This is a genomic window from Arthrobacter sp. DNA4 (assembly GCF_024362385.1).
Taxonomy (GTDB): domain Bacteria; phylum Actinomycetota; class Actinomycetes; order Actinomycetales; family Micrococcaceae; genus Arthrobacter.
Window position 1 is genome coordinate 3,291,527 of sequence record NZ_CP101466.1, and the last position, 14,487, is coordinate 3,306,013.

At 65.9% G+C, this 14,487-nt stretch carries 14 protein-coding genes, 1 tRNA gene and 1 pseudogene; 4 read left to right on the top strand and 12 right to left on the bottom strand.

Annotated features, from left to right (window positions below; translation table 11 throughout):
• Positions 1–59: 59 nt before the first annotated feature.
• On the bottom strand, positions 60–551 hold the full coding sequence (locus tag NMQ03_RS15160) for a hypothetical protein (RefSeq protein WP_255172851.1): 492 nt from the start codon (positions 549–551) through the stop codon (positions 60–62).
• 270 nt (positions 552–821) lie between these two features.
• Between NMQ03_RS15160 and NMQ03_RS15165 the strand changes: the two genes are divergently transcribed.
• A complete protein-coding gene (locus NMQ03_RS15165) occupies positions 822–2,021 on the top strand; it encodes an acetyl-CoA C-acetyltransferase (RefSeq protein ID WP_255172852.1) in 1,200 nt (399 codons plus the stop codon).
• Complete coding sequence (locus tag NMQ03_RS15170) at positions 2,021–2,518, top strand: aminoacyl-tRNA deacylase (RefSeq protein ID WP_255172853.1); 498 nt, start codon at positions 2,021–2,023, stop codon at positions 2,516–2,518. The genes NMQ03_RS15165 and NMQ03_RS15170 overlap by 1 nt, the downstream gene beginning before the upstream one ends.
• A gap of 73 nt (positions 2,519–2,591) precedes the next feature.
• Here the strand turns inward: NMQ03_RS15170 and rplL are convergent, their stop codons facing one another.
• The 9 genes from rplL to NMQ03_RS15215 form a co-directional block, all read right to left on the bottom strand.
• A complete protein-coding gene (rplL, locus tag NMQ03_RS15175; RefSeq protein ID WP_018760467.1) occupies positions 2,592–2,969 on the bottom strand; it encodes a 50S ribosomal protein L7/L12 in 378 nt (125 codons plus the stop codon).
• Between the two features lie 77 nt (positions 2,970–3,046).
• Positions 3,047–3,628, bottom strand: a complete 582-nt coding sequence (gene rplJ, locus NMQ03_RS15180) for a 50S ribosomal protein L10 (RefSeq protein ID WP_255172854.1) — start codon at positions 3,626–3,628, stop codon at positions 3,047–3,049.
• A 296-nt stretch (positions 3,629–3,924) separates the two neighbouring features.
• A complete protein-coding gene (locus tag NMQ03_RS15185) occupies positions 3,925–5,043 on the bottom strand; it encodes a GNAT family N-acetyltransferase (protein ID WP_255175629.1) in 1,119 nt (372 codons plus the stop codon).
• A 7-nt stretch (positions 5,044–5,050) separates the two neighbouring features.
• On the bottom strand, positions 5,051–6,190 hold the full coding sequence (locus NMQ03_RS15190; RefSeq protein WP_255172855.1) for a GNAT family N-acetyltransferase: 1,140 nt from the start codon (positions 6,188–6,190) through the stop codon (positions 5,051–5,053).
• Positions 6,191–6,313: 123 nt separating this feature from the next.
• Positions 6,314–7,021, bottom strand: a complete 708-nt coding sequence (gene rplA, locus NMQ03_RS15195) for a 50S ribosomal protein L1 (RefSeq protein WP_159631352.1) — start codon at positions 7,019–7,021, stop codon at positions 6,314–6,316.
• Between the two features lie 180 nt (positions 7,022–7,201).
• On the bottom strand, positions 7,202–7,633 hold the full coding sequence (gene rplK / locus NMQ03_RS15200) for a 50S ribosomal protein L11 (protein ID WP_018760472.1): 432 nt from the start codon (positions 7,631–7,633) through the stop codon (positions 7,202–7,204).
• A 128-nt stretch (positions 7,634–7,761) separates the two neighbouring features.
• Positions 7,762–8,586, bottom strand: a complete 825-nt coding sequence (nusG, locus tag NMQ03_RS15205; RefSeq protein ID WP_255172856.1) for a transcription termination/antitermination protein NusG — start codon at positions 8,584–8,586, stop codon at positions 7,762–7,764.
• 114 nt (positions 8,587–8,700) lie between these two features.
• On the bottom strand, positions 8,701–8,985 hold the full coding sequence (gene secE, locus NMQ03_RS15210; protein WP_142133076.1) for a preprotein translocase subunit SecE: 285 nt from the start codon (positions 8,983–8,985) through the stop codon (positions 8,701–8,703).
• Between the two features lie 82 nt (positions 8,986–9,067).
• A tRNA-Trp gene (locus tag NMQ03_RS15215) sits at positions 9,068–9,140 on the bottom strand.
• Between the two features lie 277 nt (positions 9,141–9,417).
• Here NMQ03_RS15215 and NMQ03_RS15220 point away from each other — a divergent pair.
• A pseudogene (locus NMQ03_RS15220) lies at positions 9,418–10,631 on the top strand (pyridoxal phosphate-dependent aminotransferase).
• 122 nt (positions 10,632–10,753) lie between these two features.
• Here the strand turns inward: NMQ03_RS15220 and NMQ03_RS15225 are convergent.
• Both NMQ03_RS15225 and NMQ03_RS15230 read right to left on the bottom strand, forming a co-directional pair.
• Positions 10,754–11,440: a response regulator transcription factor gene (locus NMQ03_RS15225; RefSeq protein ID WP_255172857.1), complete on the bottom strand. Its 687-nt coding sequence runs from the start codon at positions 11,438–11,440 to the stop codon at positions 10,754–10,756.
• Positions 11,437–12,771 (bottom strand): ATP-binding protein, encoded by a 1,335-nt coding sequence (locus NMQ03_RS15230; protein WP_255172858.1) that lies wholly within the window; start codon positions 12,769–12,771, stop codon positions 11,437–11,439. The genes NMQ03_RS15225 and NMQ03_RS15230 overlap by 4 nt, the downstream gene beginning before the upstream one ends.
• A 125-nt stretch (positions 12,772–12,896) precedes the next feature.
• On the opposite strand from NMQ03_RS15230, the gene NMQ03_RS15235 reads away from it, so the two are divergent.
• Complete coding sequence (locus NMQ03_RS15235; RefSeq protein WP_255172859.1) at positions 12,897–14,486, top strand: PspC domain-containing protein; 1,590 nt, start codon at positions 12,897–12,899, stop codon at positions 14,484–14,486.
• The last annotated feature ends 1 nt before the right edge of the window (position 14,487 follow it).

The window sequence follows — 14,487 nt, forward strand, 5'->3', positions numbered from 1 at the left end:
CATCCCGCCGGATTGCAAGCACCCAGTTTCCGGCGGCCCGAGCCGGGGGTGCGGACCGCCTAGAGGCGCAGCGTAACGCCCTCGGCCGTGCAGGTGCCCGCGTTCGCGAAGACGGCCTCCCTTACGGCGTCCTTGGATTCCTGGGACGGCTTGCCCCCGGTTTCCGCCGACGACGAGTGGTCGATCGCCAGCAGGCTCAGCGAGGTGAACAGCCCCCTCAGGTCCCCGGAAACAGTGTCCTTGGCGCCCTGGGCCCGTGAGTAGACGTCCTCGTAGCCCTGTGAATCGGTGGGGGAAACGGCAGCGTAGTCCGCCACCAGTTTGTTGAAGAGTTCGCAGGCTGCCCTGGTTCCCCCTGCCCGGGCCGCACCGGTACTTCCCGGCCCGGTTGACTCGGCAGGGCCGGTGCCTGCCGCACCGTTGTCCGAGGGCGCCGGCGTGGACTGGGTGGTTTCCGCCGGCGCCGGCGTGGACATCGAGCAACCCGCCAGCGCACTGCCCGTCAATATGGCCATGGCGGCGATGGCAGCCGCATTACGTGTCTTCTTCACGATGTCGCTCCGTCCGTCCCGGCTCCGGACCTGGTGTCCCCTGCAAAGCGCGTCCCCTGCACAGCCTCGCCGTCCACCCTACGCAAGCGGCCGCCGTCGTACACAACCCAGCAGATGGGTACCTCTCCCCTGCCGTGCCGTGCTGCAAAACCCGCCAGCAGGATGCAGCCTAAGGAATGCACATGGCGCTCCCGGCGTTTGAATAGTTGGGTGACCAGGCTCACGATAGCCTTGGTGGCTTAGACCGAAACCGGACTGAAAGTGGTAACCATGGACAACACTCCTCTCAGCAATGACGTTGTCATCCTCGGGGCCGCACGGACCCCGCAGGGCCGGATCAACGGCCAACTGTCCAGCCTCACGGCCGTGGATCTTGGCGCGCACGCCATCAAGGCCGCACTGGGCTCCAGCGGCGTCGATGCAGCGGACGTGGAGGCCGTCATCATGGGCCAGGTCCTGCAGGCAGGCGCCGGGCAGAACCCTGCGCGGCAAAGCGCAATCGGCGCCGGCATCGGGTGGAACGTGCCTGCCGTGACCGTCAACAAGGTGTGCCTTTCCGGGCTGACCGCGGTGATCGACGCCGCCCGGATGATCCGCGCGGGCGAGGCTGCCGTGGTGGTGGCCGGCGGCCAGGAGTCGATGAGCCGGGCACCGCACCTGCTTCCGGGATCGCGGCAGGGGTGGACCTACGGCTCCATCCAGGCGCTGGACGCTGCCGCACACGACGGGCTGACCGATGCCTTTGACGGGGAGTCGATGGGCCTGTCCACCGAGACGCGGAACCTCTCGCTGGGTATCGACCGCACCTCCCAGGACAACGTCGCCGCCCAATCGCACCAGCGCGCGGCGCTTGCGGCGAAAAACGGAACGTTCGACGGCGAGATCGCACCTATCAGCGTCAAGCAGCGCAAAGGCGAGCCCCTGGTGGTGGACACCGATGAAGGGGTCCGCCCCAATACCTCGATCGAATCGCTGGCCGGACTGCGCGCTGCATTCGTCACTGACGGCACCATTACCGCGGGCAACTCCTCTCCCCTGTCCGACGGCGCCGCAGCCCTGGTGCTCGCCTCCCGCGGCTATGCGGAGGAGCACGGGCTCGAATACCTGGCGGTGGTCGGGAAGCCGGGACAGGTGGCCGGGCCTGACAATTCCCTGCATTCCCAGCCCTCCAACGCCATCATGAACGCCCTTGGCAAAGCGGGGTGGAGCACCGCCGACCTTGACTTCATCGAGATTAATGAAGCCTTCGGCTCGGTGGCCGTGCAGTCCCTCAAGGACCTGGACTACCCGCTGGAGAAGTGCAACCTCCACGGCGGCGCCATTGCGTTGGGTCATCCGATCGGCGCCTCGGGTGCCCGGCTGGCCGCCCACGCCGCCCATGAGCTGAAGCGGCGCGGGACCGGCAAGGCTGCAGTGTCCCTCTGCGGCGGGGGCGGGCAGGGCGAGGCCCTCCTGCTGTACCGCGACTGATGGCGGGCTCATCCGGAAACGGAGCGGACGGCGTCGGACGGGAACGGTTCCTGGCCGACGCCGCTGCCCGCGGCCTGGCAGTTGACGTGGTGGAACGGCCCGCAGCGAAGAGCCTCGAAGAGGCTGCGGACATCATGGGAATCACGCCGGCGGACATCGTCAAATCCCTGGTGGTCAAGCACAAGGACGGGACGTTCCTTTTCGCGCTCATCCCGGGCAACCGGCAAATCTCGTGGCCCAAGCTCCGCGCCCTGGTGGGCGTGAACAAGCTGTCGCTGCCACCCGCAGGAACCGCACTGGAGGCCACCGGCTACGAGCGCGGCACCATCACGCCTCTGGGCAGCACCACCGCCTGGCCCGTCTATGCGGACGCCACGATCACCGGGCGGCGCATCTCCATGGGCGCCGGCGCACACGGCTACAGCGCCTTCGTGGATGCCGATGAGCTGACCGCCGCCTTGGGCGCCGTGGTGGCGGACATCAGCGAGCCTTCCTGAAACGGAAGGCCTTTGTTAAAGCAGGAAACCCCGCCCACCGGAGTGGACGGGGTTTCCGAAGGAAAAGGCGGTGTTACTTGAGGGTAACGGTGGCGCCTGCAGCCTCGAGCTGCTCCTTGGCCTTCTCGGCAGCTTCCTTGTTGGCGCCTTCGAGAACAGCCTTGGGGGCGCTGTCAACCAGGTCCTTGGCTTCCTTGAGGCCGAGGGAGGTGATGGCGCGAACTTCCTTGATGACTGCGATCTTCTTGTCACCGGCAGATTCGAGGATGACGTCGAAGTCGGTCTTCTCTTCAACCTCTTCAGCAGCGCCGCCACCGGCGGGGCCGGCAACTGCAACAGCAGCGGCGGTAACTTCGAAGGTCTCTTCGAAGAGCTTAACGAACTCGGAGAGCTCGATGATGGTCAGTTCCTTGAAAGCTTCAATGAGCTCTTCGTTGCTGAGCTTCGCCATGGTAGGCGTCCTTCCTGTTGTGGTGTCCCGCCGGCGTTCGGCCGGGATGACACCGGAGTCTGGTGGGGTAAAGAGAACTAGTTCTCTTCGGCAGCAGGAGCTTCAGCGGGAGCTTCAGCTTCAGCGGCAGGGGCTTCTTCAGCGGCAGGCGCTTCGGCAGCTGCCGGTGCACCGTTCTCTTCTTCAAGCTTGAGGCGCAGTGCGTCGATGATGCGTGCAGCTGCGGCGGCAGGTGCCTTGAGGACGCCTGCAACCTTGGCGAGCTGCAGCTCACGGGACTCGAGGGCAGCCAGTGCGGCGACCTCGCTGGCGTCCAGCGCCTTGCCCTCGAAGTAACCGGTCTTGATGACCAGCTGCTTGTTGGCCTTGGCAAAATCCGTCAGGCTCTTGGCAGCGGCAACTGCGTCACCCTTGATGAACGCGATTGCAGTGGGGCCGGCAAGCTGGCCGTCGAATGCTTCGACGCCGGCTTCCTTGGCTGCAATGGCGGTCAGGGTGTTCTTGACGACCGCGAACTTGGTGTCCTGGCCGAGAGAAACACGCAGCTGCTTGAGCTGTGCAACGGTGAGCCCGCGGTATTCGGTCAGGACAGCGGCGTTCGATTCCTTGAAATCGTTAGTGATCTCAGCTACTGCTGAAACCTTGGTAGGCGTTGCCATAACCCTCCTTCCGGGGATAGTGCCGGTATTCGACGGTCCCCGCTCAAGAGAGCTAAAACTAAAAACGCCCCGCGCAGATGCACGGGGCTTGGCTCAACACGTTTATGCCGTGGAGCTTTGCTTCGTTCACCTGCGCCGGTCGCCCTGCGTTGAGGGTCCTTCGTCCGGAAAGCCACTGTGGTCCCCAGCGCACAACTGCAGAGTTGAGCCATGTTCAGGAGAGTGGATTTCCAACAACCGACGGTCTTTGGTACCCCCAGCCTACGCGAGGCATTGCCGGTCCGCCAAATCGGCGCTCAGCTGGTGCTGGTGCGCAGCGTGGGGAGCTCCTTCTGCCAGATACCCGTCACACCGGCCGTCTGGAATCCGAGCTGCTTGTTGACCGTCAGGAGGTACCGGTTCTCCGGCGCATTCCAGGTGTAAATGATGCGCGCGTCCGGGAACTGCTCGCTGAGCCGCTCCATGTTGGCCACCTTGATCAGCAGTCCGAGCTTGTTGCCCCGGTGTTCCTGCAGGACCAAGGTATCGTCCTGGAACACCACGTCAGCCCGGTGGGCCAGGACGGTGATGGTGGTCAGGCCCACCAGCGCCCCGGTGGCGATGTACTCGACGGCGGTGACCACCGTTCTCCTGCCCTGCGCGATGGCGACGTCCTCCGCCTCACGCAGGATGCCGCCGTCGAACACCATGTCCTGTTCAATCGGCGCATCCAGGGAAGGGTCGACGTCGGCGCCGGCCTGGTTTTCCAGCACGGCCACGGCCTCCAGCCAGCGGTCCGGGCAACGGTCCGTCCAATGGTGCAGCCGGTACCGGCCGTTGTTGGCTTCTTCGGCTTCAGCCTGGAGGTCGGCAACCAGCTTGGTGTCCAGGGGCAGGAGGCAGGAACTGAACTGCTCGATGTGCTGCAGCGTGTATCCGGTCCTCTGCGCGAACTCCACTTCGCGGCTCTCCAGGGGCACAAATCCCTGCCCGGTACCGGGCACCAGCTGGGCCCGTTCAAACTCGTGCAGTGACGCGCCCGGATGGTTGGTGTCCACCAGGATCATGGTGCGGCCTTCACCCCTGGCCAGCTGTTCGGCAGCCTCAAGCAGGCGGCGCCCCACCCCCTGCCGCTGGAACTCGGGCAGGATGTCCAGGGTGAGCTCGGCCAGGTCCAGGTGGTCGGTCAGGGGCAGCGCAATATCAACTGTGCCCACAATGGCGCCGTCCACCTTGGCCACGAGGATCAGCTGGCGCTCGTAGGGGTCCGCGAACTCAAGCAACTTCTCCTGTGGACCGTACGCAAGATCGTCGCTGCCCCACGTCTGCATCCGGACCTTGCGGCCCACCTCCACGGCGGCGAGGAAGTCCGCTGCGTCCGGGGTGTCCAATGAGTCGGGTACATACAGCTGCTCGATCTTCACGTCTATTGCCATGCGGGCATCATCCCAGCCGTTTCTGCCACTCACCTTCATAGTAAGCGGGCCTGAATCCAAGGGCGGTATTTATCGCCAGCATATGCTGGTTTTCGCTGGCATTCCATGTCAGGACCGAGCGCGCCGGGGGCCATTTCTCCTGGGCACGCCGCAGGTTGGCCGCCTTGATCAGCATCCCCAGGCGGTGGCCGCGGTGCCCCGCCGCCACGAGGGTGTCCTGCTGGAGCAAGGACTCCCGGACCTGGGGGCGCCAGGCCAGGACGGAGTAGGCAACCAGTTCACCGGTGGGGCGGTACACCGCCGCGGCCACAGAGATCTGCACACCGCTGCGGACCAGGGCCTGTTCATCGTCACGCACGCGGCGGACGTCCCAGTCCTCCCGTTCCCAGTCCATGCCGGCTGTTGGGGCGTCCGTACTCATCCGCGCCCGCAACCCGGCATAGCCGGCTACGAGCGTCTCCGGGCAGTGGCCGTCCCAGGCCGTCAGGATGTAGTCGCCGCTGCGGGCCAGGGCTTGAGCCTCCAGTTGCGCCAGCAGGGTACCCGGTACGGGCAACATGAGCCGGCTGGAACGCTCCACCTGCTCGAGCTCATACCCGGCGGACAGGGCAAAGGCGGTTGCAGGGTCATCCCCCGGCAGTTGGCCAACCCCGGATCTCGCGGGGATCATGGGCGCATCACGCCGTACGGCGTCCAGGGGCACCTCATGGAAGGAATCCAAGGATGACCTGCCGCGTGTCCGTGCCACGGTTTCGGCATGCTCCAGCAGGACGCGTCCCAGTCCCCTGCGGCGCCGCTCAGGAACGACCAGGACGTCGATGCCTGCGGTGGCCATGTTCTCGCGCAGGGGCAGCGTCACGGAGCACAGCCCCACCGGCTCCCCGCCGGCCCGGGCAAGGAACAGGTGCCGTTCCTCGTACTCGTTGCCGCGCCAGAACTCCAGCGCTTCGGCCGGGGTAAGGCAGCGGTCCAGGCTCCCCCAGACGGTCAGCGACTCTGCCTCCTTCATGGCCTGGCAGGCCAGAAGGTCCGGGGACGGCTCGGTGCCAGGGAGGTCCTGGCCGCGCGGAGGAATGACGACGGCGGCAACCGCCAGGGCAGCGGACGGCGGCGAAGACGCGGGCTGGGTTCGCTTGGGCTGGTCCATGCCGCCAGCTTAGGCACTGCCCGCCGGTATGGAGGCAAAAAGAAGACCGCCCCGGCGCATGAGCGCCGGAACGGTCTCCGATTGCTCCGGAATCACTCCGGAAGCAGGAACTTCAGTGAGGGACTATGCCTCGGTGAGCACCTTGGTGACGTTGGGGTCCACGGAGATGCCGGGGCCGAACGTGGTGGCAACGGTAGCCTTCTGGATGTAGCGGCCCTTAGCAGCGGACGGCTTGAGGCGAAGAACCTCTTCCAGTGCTGCTGCGTAGTTCTCGGCCAGCTTGATGGCGTCGAAGGAAACCTTGCCGATGATGAAGTGCAGGTTGGAGTGCTTGTCAACGCGGAAGTCGATCTTTCCACCCTTGATGTCGTTGACGGCCTTGGTGACGTCGGGGGTCACGGTGCCCGTCTTCGGGTTCGGCATCAGGTTACGCGGGCCCAGGACCTTACCGAGGCGGCCAACCTTGCCCATGAGGTCAGGGGTGGCAACGGCGGCGTCGAAGTCGGTCCAGCCACCGGCGATCTTTTCGATCAGGTCGTCGGAACCAACGAAGTCGGCGCCGGCTGCGATTGCGGCCTCAGCCTTGTCACCCGTTGCGAAAACCAGGACGCGGGCGGTCTTACCGGTGCCGTGGGGCAGGTTGACGGTGCCGCGGACCATCTGGTCAGCCTTGCGGGGGTCGACGCCGAGGCGGAAAGCGACCTCAACAGTGGCGTCGAACTTGGACGGGTTGGTGTCCTTGGCCAGCGTTACTGCCTCGAACGGTGCGTAGTGCTTCTCCGCGTCGATCTTGGCGGCTGCTGCCTCATATGCTTTGCTGCGCTTTGCCATGCTGCTTATTTCTCCTTGTGCAGTTGTGGTCTGCGGACCGCGCTGGGCCCTGCCACAGTCGGTGATCCGGTTCGTTATCCGGCCCGGATGGCCAACATTTCAATTTTTTTTGGTGCCGGTGTCCCGGCGGTGCCGCCCGTCGTCGTCAATTACCCCGACGCTGGACAGCGGTAAGGGCTGTTAGCCCTCGACGGTGATGCCCATGGAGCGGGCGGTGCCGGCGATGATCTTCGCTGCGCCTTCGAGGCTGGTGGCGTTGAGGTCTTCCATCTTGGTGGAGGCGATCTCGTTGACCTGGGCCTGGGTCAGCTTGGCAACCTTGACGGTGTGCGGGGTGGATGAACCCTTGGCAACGCCTGCAGCCTTCTTGATGAGCTCTGCAGCCGGCGGGGTCTTGGTGATGAACGTGAAGGAACGGTCCTCGTAGACCGTGATTTCCACGGGGATGACGTTTCCGCGCTGGGCTTCCGTCGCAGCGTTGTACGCCTTGCAGAATTCCATGATGTTGACACCGTGCTGGCCAAGCGCAGGACCGATCGGCGGGGCCGGGTTGGCGGCACCTGCCTGGATCTGCAGCTTGATGAGGCCGGTGACCTTCTTCTTGGGAGCCAATGTAGGGTCCTTCTCTCAATAACGTCCTGGGGCACAGGAGCGTGCCTCAGGTTTTTGGCCGCCATGGCGAGGCGGCCGGCCGTTCCGGTGCCGCTAAGCGGGCGGCACCGGGACGAATTCTAGGATTCTCAGATCTTGGTGACCTGGTTGAACGCCAGGGTGACCGGCGTTTCGCGCTCGAAGATGGAGACCAGCACCACGAGGGTCTGGGACTCGGGCTTGATCTCCGAGATCGTGGCGGGGAGGGTCTCGAACGGACCTTCCTTGACGATGACGGACTCGCCGACCTCGAAGTCGACGGCCACGGGAACCTGGTTCTGCTTGTTGACCGGCTTGCCCTTCTCGGCCTGCTCTTCCTCGAAGACGGGAGCGAGCATGGAAAAGACCTCGTCCAGGCGCAGCGGGACCGGGTTGTGGGCGTTGCCCACGAAGCCGGTAACGCCGGGAGTGTGGCGGACGGCGCCCCAGGAGGCGTCGGTCAGGTCCATGCGGACCAGGACGTAGCCGGGGATACGGACGCGGTTGATCACCTTGCGCTGGGCGTTCTTGATCTCCACGACTTCTTCCATGGGCACCTGGATTTCGAAGATGTAATCTTCCATGTCCAGGGTCTGGATGCGGGTCTCGAGGTTGGCCTTCACGCGGTTCTCGTAACCGGCGTAGGAGTGGATGACGTACCAGTCACCCTCCTGGCGGCGCAGCTTGGCCTTGAACTCCTCGGCCGGATCAGCGGCTGCGGTGGCGGCAGCGGCGGCAAGAGCGTCTGCGGGCTCGTCTTCACCGTCGGCGTCGGAAGCGTCGGCTTCGTCGGCGTCAGCAACTGCTGCGTCGGAGGCTGCGTCATCGGATTCGGGCGCGGAGGACTCAACCTCGGACTCTTCACCGGCTTCCGCCGTGACGTCCGGGGATTCTTCCAGCCCAGTCTCGGTTACCTCGAGCTCCTGCTCAGACACTTGGTCTCCTGCTTCCTCATTGCCTAACATGCCTATTTAAATGGCTCAATTCCGCACGCCGGCGATTCCTTCCGGTTACCCGGGCGAAACACGCGGCCTGCGGACCGTGCAGCCTTAGCTGTCCTTGGAGCCGGTGCCGCCGAAGATCCAGCTGACAGCGGTTCCGAAACCAATGTCCAGCAGGCTGACGATGACCATCATGATGGCCACGAACACCAGCACCACGAGCGTGTAGTTGATCAGTTCCTTGCGGGTGGGGGCAACAACCTTCTTCAGTTCGCCGATGATCTGGCGGACAAAGAGTGCAATGCGGGCGAAGAAGTTTGCCTTGGCTTCCTTCTTAGCTGGGCGGCCCTTGGAGCTGCTGGCAGCTGTTTCGGTCACCTGGTCCTCGCTCATCTTTGCAATGGTGGATTACCCGGCCCTGATCAGAACCATGGTTGCTGCGCCTGCTCCGGGCTTTCGCCCGGAGCAGCTTGCGCAGGGCAGACAGGACTCGAACCTGCAACCTGCGGTTTTGGAGACCGCTGCGCTACCAATTGCGCCACTACCCTATGGAGTGAATTCCACTCTTTGATGGCCCAACACCAGTTTGGACTGGGGCGCACGCCATCATCTGTGTTTCAACACCGGTGAACCAGTCTACGCAAGAACTTCGCATAGGTAAAACCAGCCCGTTCCGGCCCATCCGCAGTCCGGCTTGAAACGTGCTGCGCGGGGCAGTCATAAATCAAAACCGGCACCCCGGAGGGTCCGGTGAACAGCATAGAGTAGAACTCGTCGAATCCCACATTCCAGCCTCCGGGCTGCAAGCGAAGAACGGACCTGCCAATGTCTTCCGCCCGCGTTTCCCAACGCATCTCCGCAATTGCCGAATCCGCAACCCTGGCCGTTGACGCCAAGGCCAAGGCGCTGAAGGCAGCTGGCCGGTCGGTTATTGGTTTCGGTGCGGGCGAACCCGATTTCCCCACCCCGGACTACATCGTCCAGGCGGCCATCGAGGCTGCTACCAGCCCAGGTTCCACCGCTACTCCCCGCGCGGCCTGCCCGAACTGAAGAAGGCAATCGCAGAGAAGACGCTGCGCGACTCCGGCTACACGGTGGATCCCTCACAGGTGCTGGTCACCAACGGCGGCAAGCAGGCCGTCTACAACACCTTCGCCACCCTGGTGGATCCGGGCGACGAGGTCATTGTGCCTGCCCCGTTCTGGACCACCTACCCTGAGGCCATCCGGCTGGCCGGCGGCGTCCCCGTAGAGGTCTTCGCCGGGCCCGAACAGGACTACCTGGTGACCGTTGAACAGCTCGAAGCGGCCGTGACGGACCGGACCAAGATCCTGCTGTTCGTCTCTCCGTCGAACCCCACTGGTGCCGTGTACTCCCCCGGGCAGGTGGCGGAGATCGGCAAGTGGGCCGCGGCCAAGGGCCTGTGGGTGGTCACGGACGAAATCTACGAGCACCTCACCTACGACGGTGTCCCGTTCACGTCCATCGCCACCGCTGCCCCGGAACTGGGCGACAAGGTGGTCATCCTCAACGGCGTCGCCAAGACGTACGCCATGACCGGCTGGCGGGTGGGCTGGATGATCGGCCCGGCAGACGTCATCAAGGCGGCCACCAACCTCCAGTCGCACGCCACGTCCAACGTGTCCAACATCATGCAGATTGCCGCCCTCGCTGCCGTGTCCGGCCCACTGATCGCCGTCGATGAGATGAAGGTGGCGTTCGACCGCCGCCGCAAGGCCATCGTCGCGGGGCTGAATGCCATTGACGGCGTGGAATGCCCGACGCCGAAGGGCGCCTTTTACGTATACGCGGACGTCCGTGCGCTGCTGGGTAAGGAATTCCCCACCGCGTCCGGCACCGCCACACCGCAGACCTCCGCAGAGCTGGCCTCGCTGATCCTCGACGAGGTTGAGGTGGCAGTGGTTCCGGGCGAGGCGTTCGGCCCCTCCGGCTTCCTGCGCCTCTCCTACGCCCTGGGGGACGAGGACCTCGCTACGGGTGTCCAGCGCCTGCAGGACTTCCTGGGCAAGGCCCAGTAACGCCCCCTCACCTTTCGCAGGAAAAACCGGAACGCCCCATCACCAAGTGATGGGGCGTTCCGGTTTAAGGCCCGAAAGGTGATGGGGCGTTGGAGATTGAACGGCAGGATCTGATGGGGCGTCTAGAGGAGGCGGCGCTCCGCGGCCCACTTGGTGAGTTCGTGGCGGCTGGAGAGCTGGAGCTTCCGCAGCACCGCCGAGACATGGGTCTCCACGGTCTTGATGCTGATGAAGAGTTCCTTGGCCACTTCCTTGTAGCTGTAGCCCCGGGCGATGAGCCGCATGACCTCCAGTTCGCGGGCTGAGAGCTTGTCCAGTTCATCATCGGCGATGTCCGCGGGGGCAGTGCCGAAGGCGTCCAGGACAAAACCGGCCAGGCGGGGCGAGAAGACGGCATCACCGCCGGCCACCCGGAACACGGCGTCGGTAATTTCGGTGCCGGAGATGGTCTTGGTGACATAGCCGCGGGCGCCGGCACGGATGACGGCGACCACGTCCTCCGCGGCGTCGGAGACGCTCAGTGCCAGGAAGCGGGTGCTGGACAGGAGCGCAGCGGAGCCTGCGATGACCTCCCGGCCGCCGCCGCCCAGTCCGCCGGGCAGGTGCACGTCCAGGAGGACGACGTCGGGCCGCTGCTGGGCTATCACGGCGATGGCCTGCTCAACGGTGGCGGCCTCCCCCACCACCTGGATGCCGGCGTCGAGGTCCGCCTTCAGACCGGACCGGAAGATGGCGTGGTCGTCTACGAGGACCACCCGCACGGGGTGGTACCGGGCACTTCCGGCACCTGTTCCCTGGGTTGTGTTCATGATTTTCCTTCCGCGTGTTCTGCTGCGGCCGGCAGCCGGAGGCGGACCTCGGTGCCGTCGCCGGTGCTGAGGATGGCGGCCGAGCCGCCGTGCCGTTTCATCCTGCCGATGATTGATTCCCGAATACCGAGCCGGTCCGCGGGCACGTCCCGCAGCTCAAAGCCCGATCCCCTGTCCTTGATGAAAATCTCGGCCTGCCCGTCCGACGCTTCAAGGTAGACCGAGACCGTCCCGCCACCGTGCCGTGAGGCGTTGAGCATGGCCTCCCGGCTTGCCTGGACCAGGGCCTCATGCGCCTCGGTCATGGCGGCGTCACCGACGGTGACCACCTCCACGGCGTTGCCGAGCAGGTCCTCCACCTCCCCGGCAACAGCCTTGATCCGGTCCGAGAGCTGACCGCTTTCGCGGCCTGGATCCTGGAACAGCCAGCCGCGCAGCTCGCGTTCCTGGGCACGGGCCAGGCGGACGACGTCGTGCTCGTTGCCTGCGCGCCGCTGGATCAAAGCGAGGGTCTGCAGTACCGAATCGTGGAGGTGGGCGGCGATCTCGGCACGTTCCGTTTCCCGGATCCGGCCGGCGCGCTCCGCTTCCAGGTCACGCCAGAACTTCAGGGCCCAGGGCAGCAGGACCAGCACCACGCCGCCGAGGACGGCCACCGACGCGAGCAAGGCGAGCCAGGTCTGTTCCCAGGAACCCGAGCCGGACACCATCACCAGGACCCCGGCCACCACCAGCGCCAGACCGGCAGCGAGCCGGCCCCAGCCTCCGGCCTGGTCCGCCTTGGTCTTGTCCACCAGGCCGGCGCGCCGGGTCTCGTCCAGCTGCATCCACGCGATCGAGGCACCGCCCAGCACAGCAGCAGCCGGGATCAGCGTTCCGAGGGACACATCCACGCCCAGCAACTGGGCAATCATGATGCCCGCCACCAGCAGGAGCCCGCAGCCCAACAGGATTTCCTTGCCATACCGCATTCCACGCGCCCGGAACCAGGGTGGCACCGGGAGCGCGCCCTCACCTTCAGTAAGGGGACCGGCTGCACCCGCCGGGGTTCCGGCGTCGGCCGCTTTTCCTTGGGGCTCGCTCACCGCCGGGGCAATGGGCGACGCCGGGCGGCGGGCGTTGCGGCGGGCGGCCTCGTCCGCCGTGGGCACCATGATCCAGAGCCAGGCATAGAAGACCAGGCCCGCCCCTCCAGCGAAAGACGCCAGGACCATGCCCAGGCGCACGTTCTTCACCGGCCAGCCCAGGTGCGCGGCGAGGCCGGAGCACACCCCCGCGATCACACGGTCGCTGCTCCGTGCCAGGGGCGGCCGCGCCGGAAGGGATGTCATGGGTCAATCCAAACACGGATCAGGGTTGCCCGGACCGCAATCGGCCGCTTCCCGGGGACAGCTCAGGGACGGTTCAGGGTTTCCCCCAATAGAGCGCCAACCGGTCTGAACGGGAGGATCGAGGTATGAACTCGCAGACCCCCTCCCCTGACGACGAACACCCTGCCGAGCCCCTCCCCGACGGGCAGCCCGGCGCGAACAGCGAGCAGCCCACCGAGCCCCTGCCGTCCTCCGCCCCAACGCCTCCGGACCCCGCCACGGTACCGCCTGCGGACGAATCCCAGCGCTACGCGTTCCAAGGCAGCCCCGCCCCGGCGCCGTCCACCGACTTCTTCGGCTGGATCCGCAGCAACGGTATCTACCGGGGAAACGACCGCTGGATCGGCGGCGTCTGCAGCGGCATCGCCCACCGGCTTGGCGTTGACCCGATTATCATCCGCGGCGCCTTTATCGTCCTGACCCTTCTGGCGGGCATCGGGGTACTGCTGTACGGCCTGGCCTGGGCCTTCCTTCCGGAACCGGACGGCAGGATTCACGTCCAGGAAGCAGGGGCCGTCCGCTGGTCCAGCGGCATGACGGGTTCCCTGATCGCCACGGTCCTGGGCCTCACCGGGCTGGGCGGAGGCTTCTGGGGCTGGAGCCACAACGGCCTGAGCGGCCTGCTGTGGACCCTCTTCTGGGTAGGCGGCGCCATCTACCTGATCTACTACCTCTCCCAGCGCAACAAGGCCCACCCCACCATGGCCGGGCACGGCACGGCCGCCTCCGGCGGGACCTACCCGATGGACGGCACGGCCCACACCTCAACGTTCACCGGCACCGTTCCCGGTCCTGGCCCAACTGCAGCACCCACCCACGGCAGCGGCCCCACCGGTTCAGCGCCCACCGGCTCCTACGGCCACGGCAGCTACAGTCCCGCAGGGAGCATCCCGGCCGGCCCCGGCGGCGTTGGCGGCGCCAGGGTGGGGGCGGGCAGAGTTGGTGCCGGAATTGGCGGCGCCGGCACCTCCCCGGGCGGCCCCGGCAACGGCAGACCCGGTGACGCCGGGTACCCCACCCCGTGGGTCCCGCCGCGGCCGCCAAAGCCCCGCCCATCCGGCCCCGGCGCCCCCGCAGTCGCCATCGCCACCGGATCTGCCCTGCTGGTGGGCGGCGGACTCAAGGCCCTGGACGCCGCGGACATCATCAACCTGGGCGGCTCGGGCAACGCCATCGTGTGGGCCAGCGCGGCGGCGGTCCTTGGCCTGGGCATCCTGATGGCGGGCTTCCGCGGCCGCACGTCCGGCATCCTGAGCCTCTTCGCGGTGATCGCACTGGTTACCGGCGGCATCTACAACACCCTGGACGACGGCCGGATGCGGTTCCAGCAAGTTGACTGGAACCCGGCCAGCATCGAGGAAGCGCGCGGCGGCATCGACATCACCGCCGGACGGGGAACCGTGGACCTCACGGGACTCTCCCCAACCGCCCCCCTGACGTCCGACGTCGTGGTTCCGCTCGACATCACCGCCAGCAACGTGACCGTGGTGATCCCGCAGAACCTGCCCGTTGACATCAAGGCGGACATGACCATGGGCAACCTGAACGAAGGAAGCGGCCAGCGCGGCGGCACCACCACCCGCGAAAGCAGCTACAACACGGACCGGCCAGGCAACCACCTGGTGGTGCAGATCGACGGCACCTTCAGCAACGTCACGATCCAGGAAGGCAACTGAC

Bases quoted from the DNA above. Each gene is read 5' to 3' on its own strand.
- rplJ (WP_255172854.1), bottom strand. From the start codon at position 3,628: ATGGCAACGCCTACCAAGGTTTCAGCAGTAGCTGAGATCACTAACGAT.
- rplA (WP_159631352.1), bottom strand. From the start codon at position 7,021: ATGGCAAAGCGCAGCAAAGCATATGAGGCAGCAGCCGCCAAGATCGAC.
- NMQ03_RS15230 (WP_255172858.1), bottom strand. From the start codon at position 12,771: ATGACATCCCTTCCGGCGCGGCCGCCCCTGGCACGGAGCAGCGACCGT.
- NMQ03_RS15225 (WP_255172857.1), bottom strand. From the start codon at position 11,440: ATGAACACAACCCAGGGAACAGGTGCCGGAAGTGCCCGGTACCACCCC.
- NMQ03_RS15185 (WP_255175629.1), bottom strand. From the start codon at position 5,043: ATGGCAATAGACGTGAAGATCGAGCAGCTGTATGTACCCGACTCATTG.
- secE (WP_142133076.1), bottom strand. From the start codon at position 8,985: ATGAGCGAGGACCAGGTGACCGAAACAGCTGCCAGCAGCTCCAAGGGC.
- NMQ03_RS15165 (WP_255172852.1), top strand. From the start codon at position 822: ATGGACAACACTCCTCTCAGCAATGACGTTGTCATCCTCGGGGCCGCA.
- NMQ03_RS15235 (WP_255172859.1), top strand. From the start codon at position 12,897: ATGAACTCGCAGACCCCCTCCCCTGACGACGAACACCCTGCCGAGCCC.
- NMQ03_RS15170 (WP_255172853.1), top strand. From the start codon at position 2,021: ATGGCGGGCTCATCCGGAAACGGAGCGGACGGCGTCGGACGGGAACGG.
- NMQ03_RS15190 (WP_255172855.1), bottom strand. From the start codon at position 6,190: ATGGACCAGCCCAAGCGAACCCAGCCCGCGTCTTCGCCGCCGTCCGCT.
- rplL (WP_018760467.1), bottom strand. From the start codon at position 2,969: ATGGCGAAGCTCAGCAACGAAGAGCTCATTGAAGCTTTCAAGGAACTG.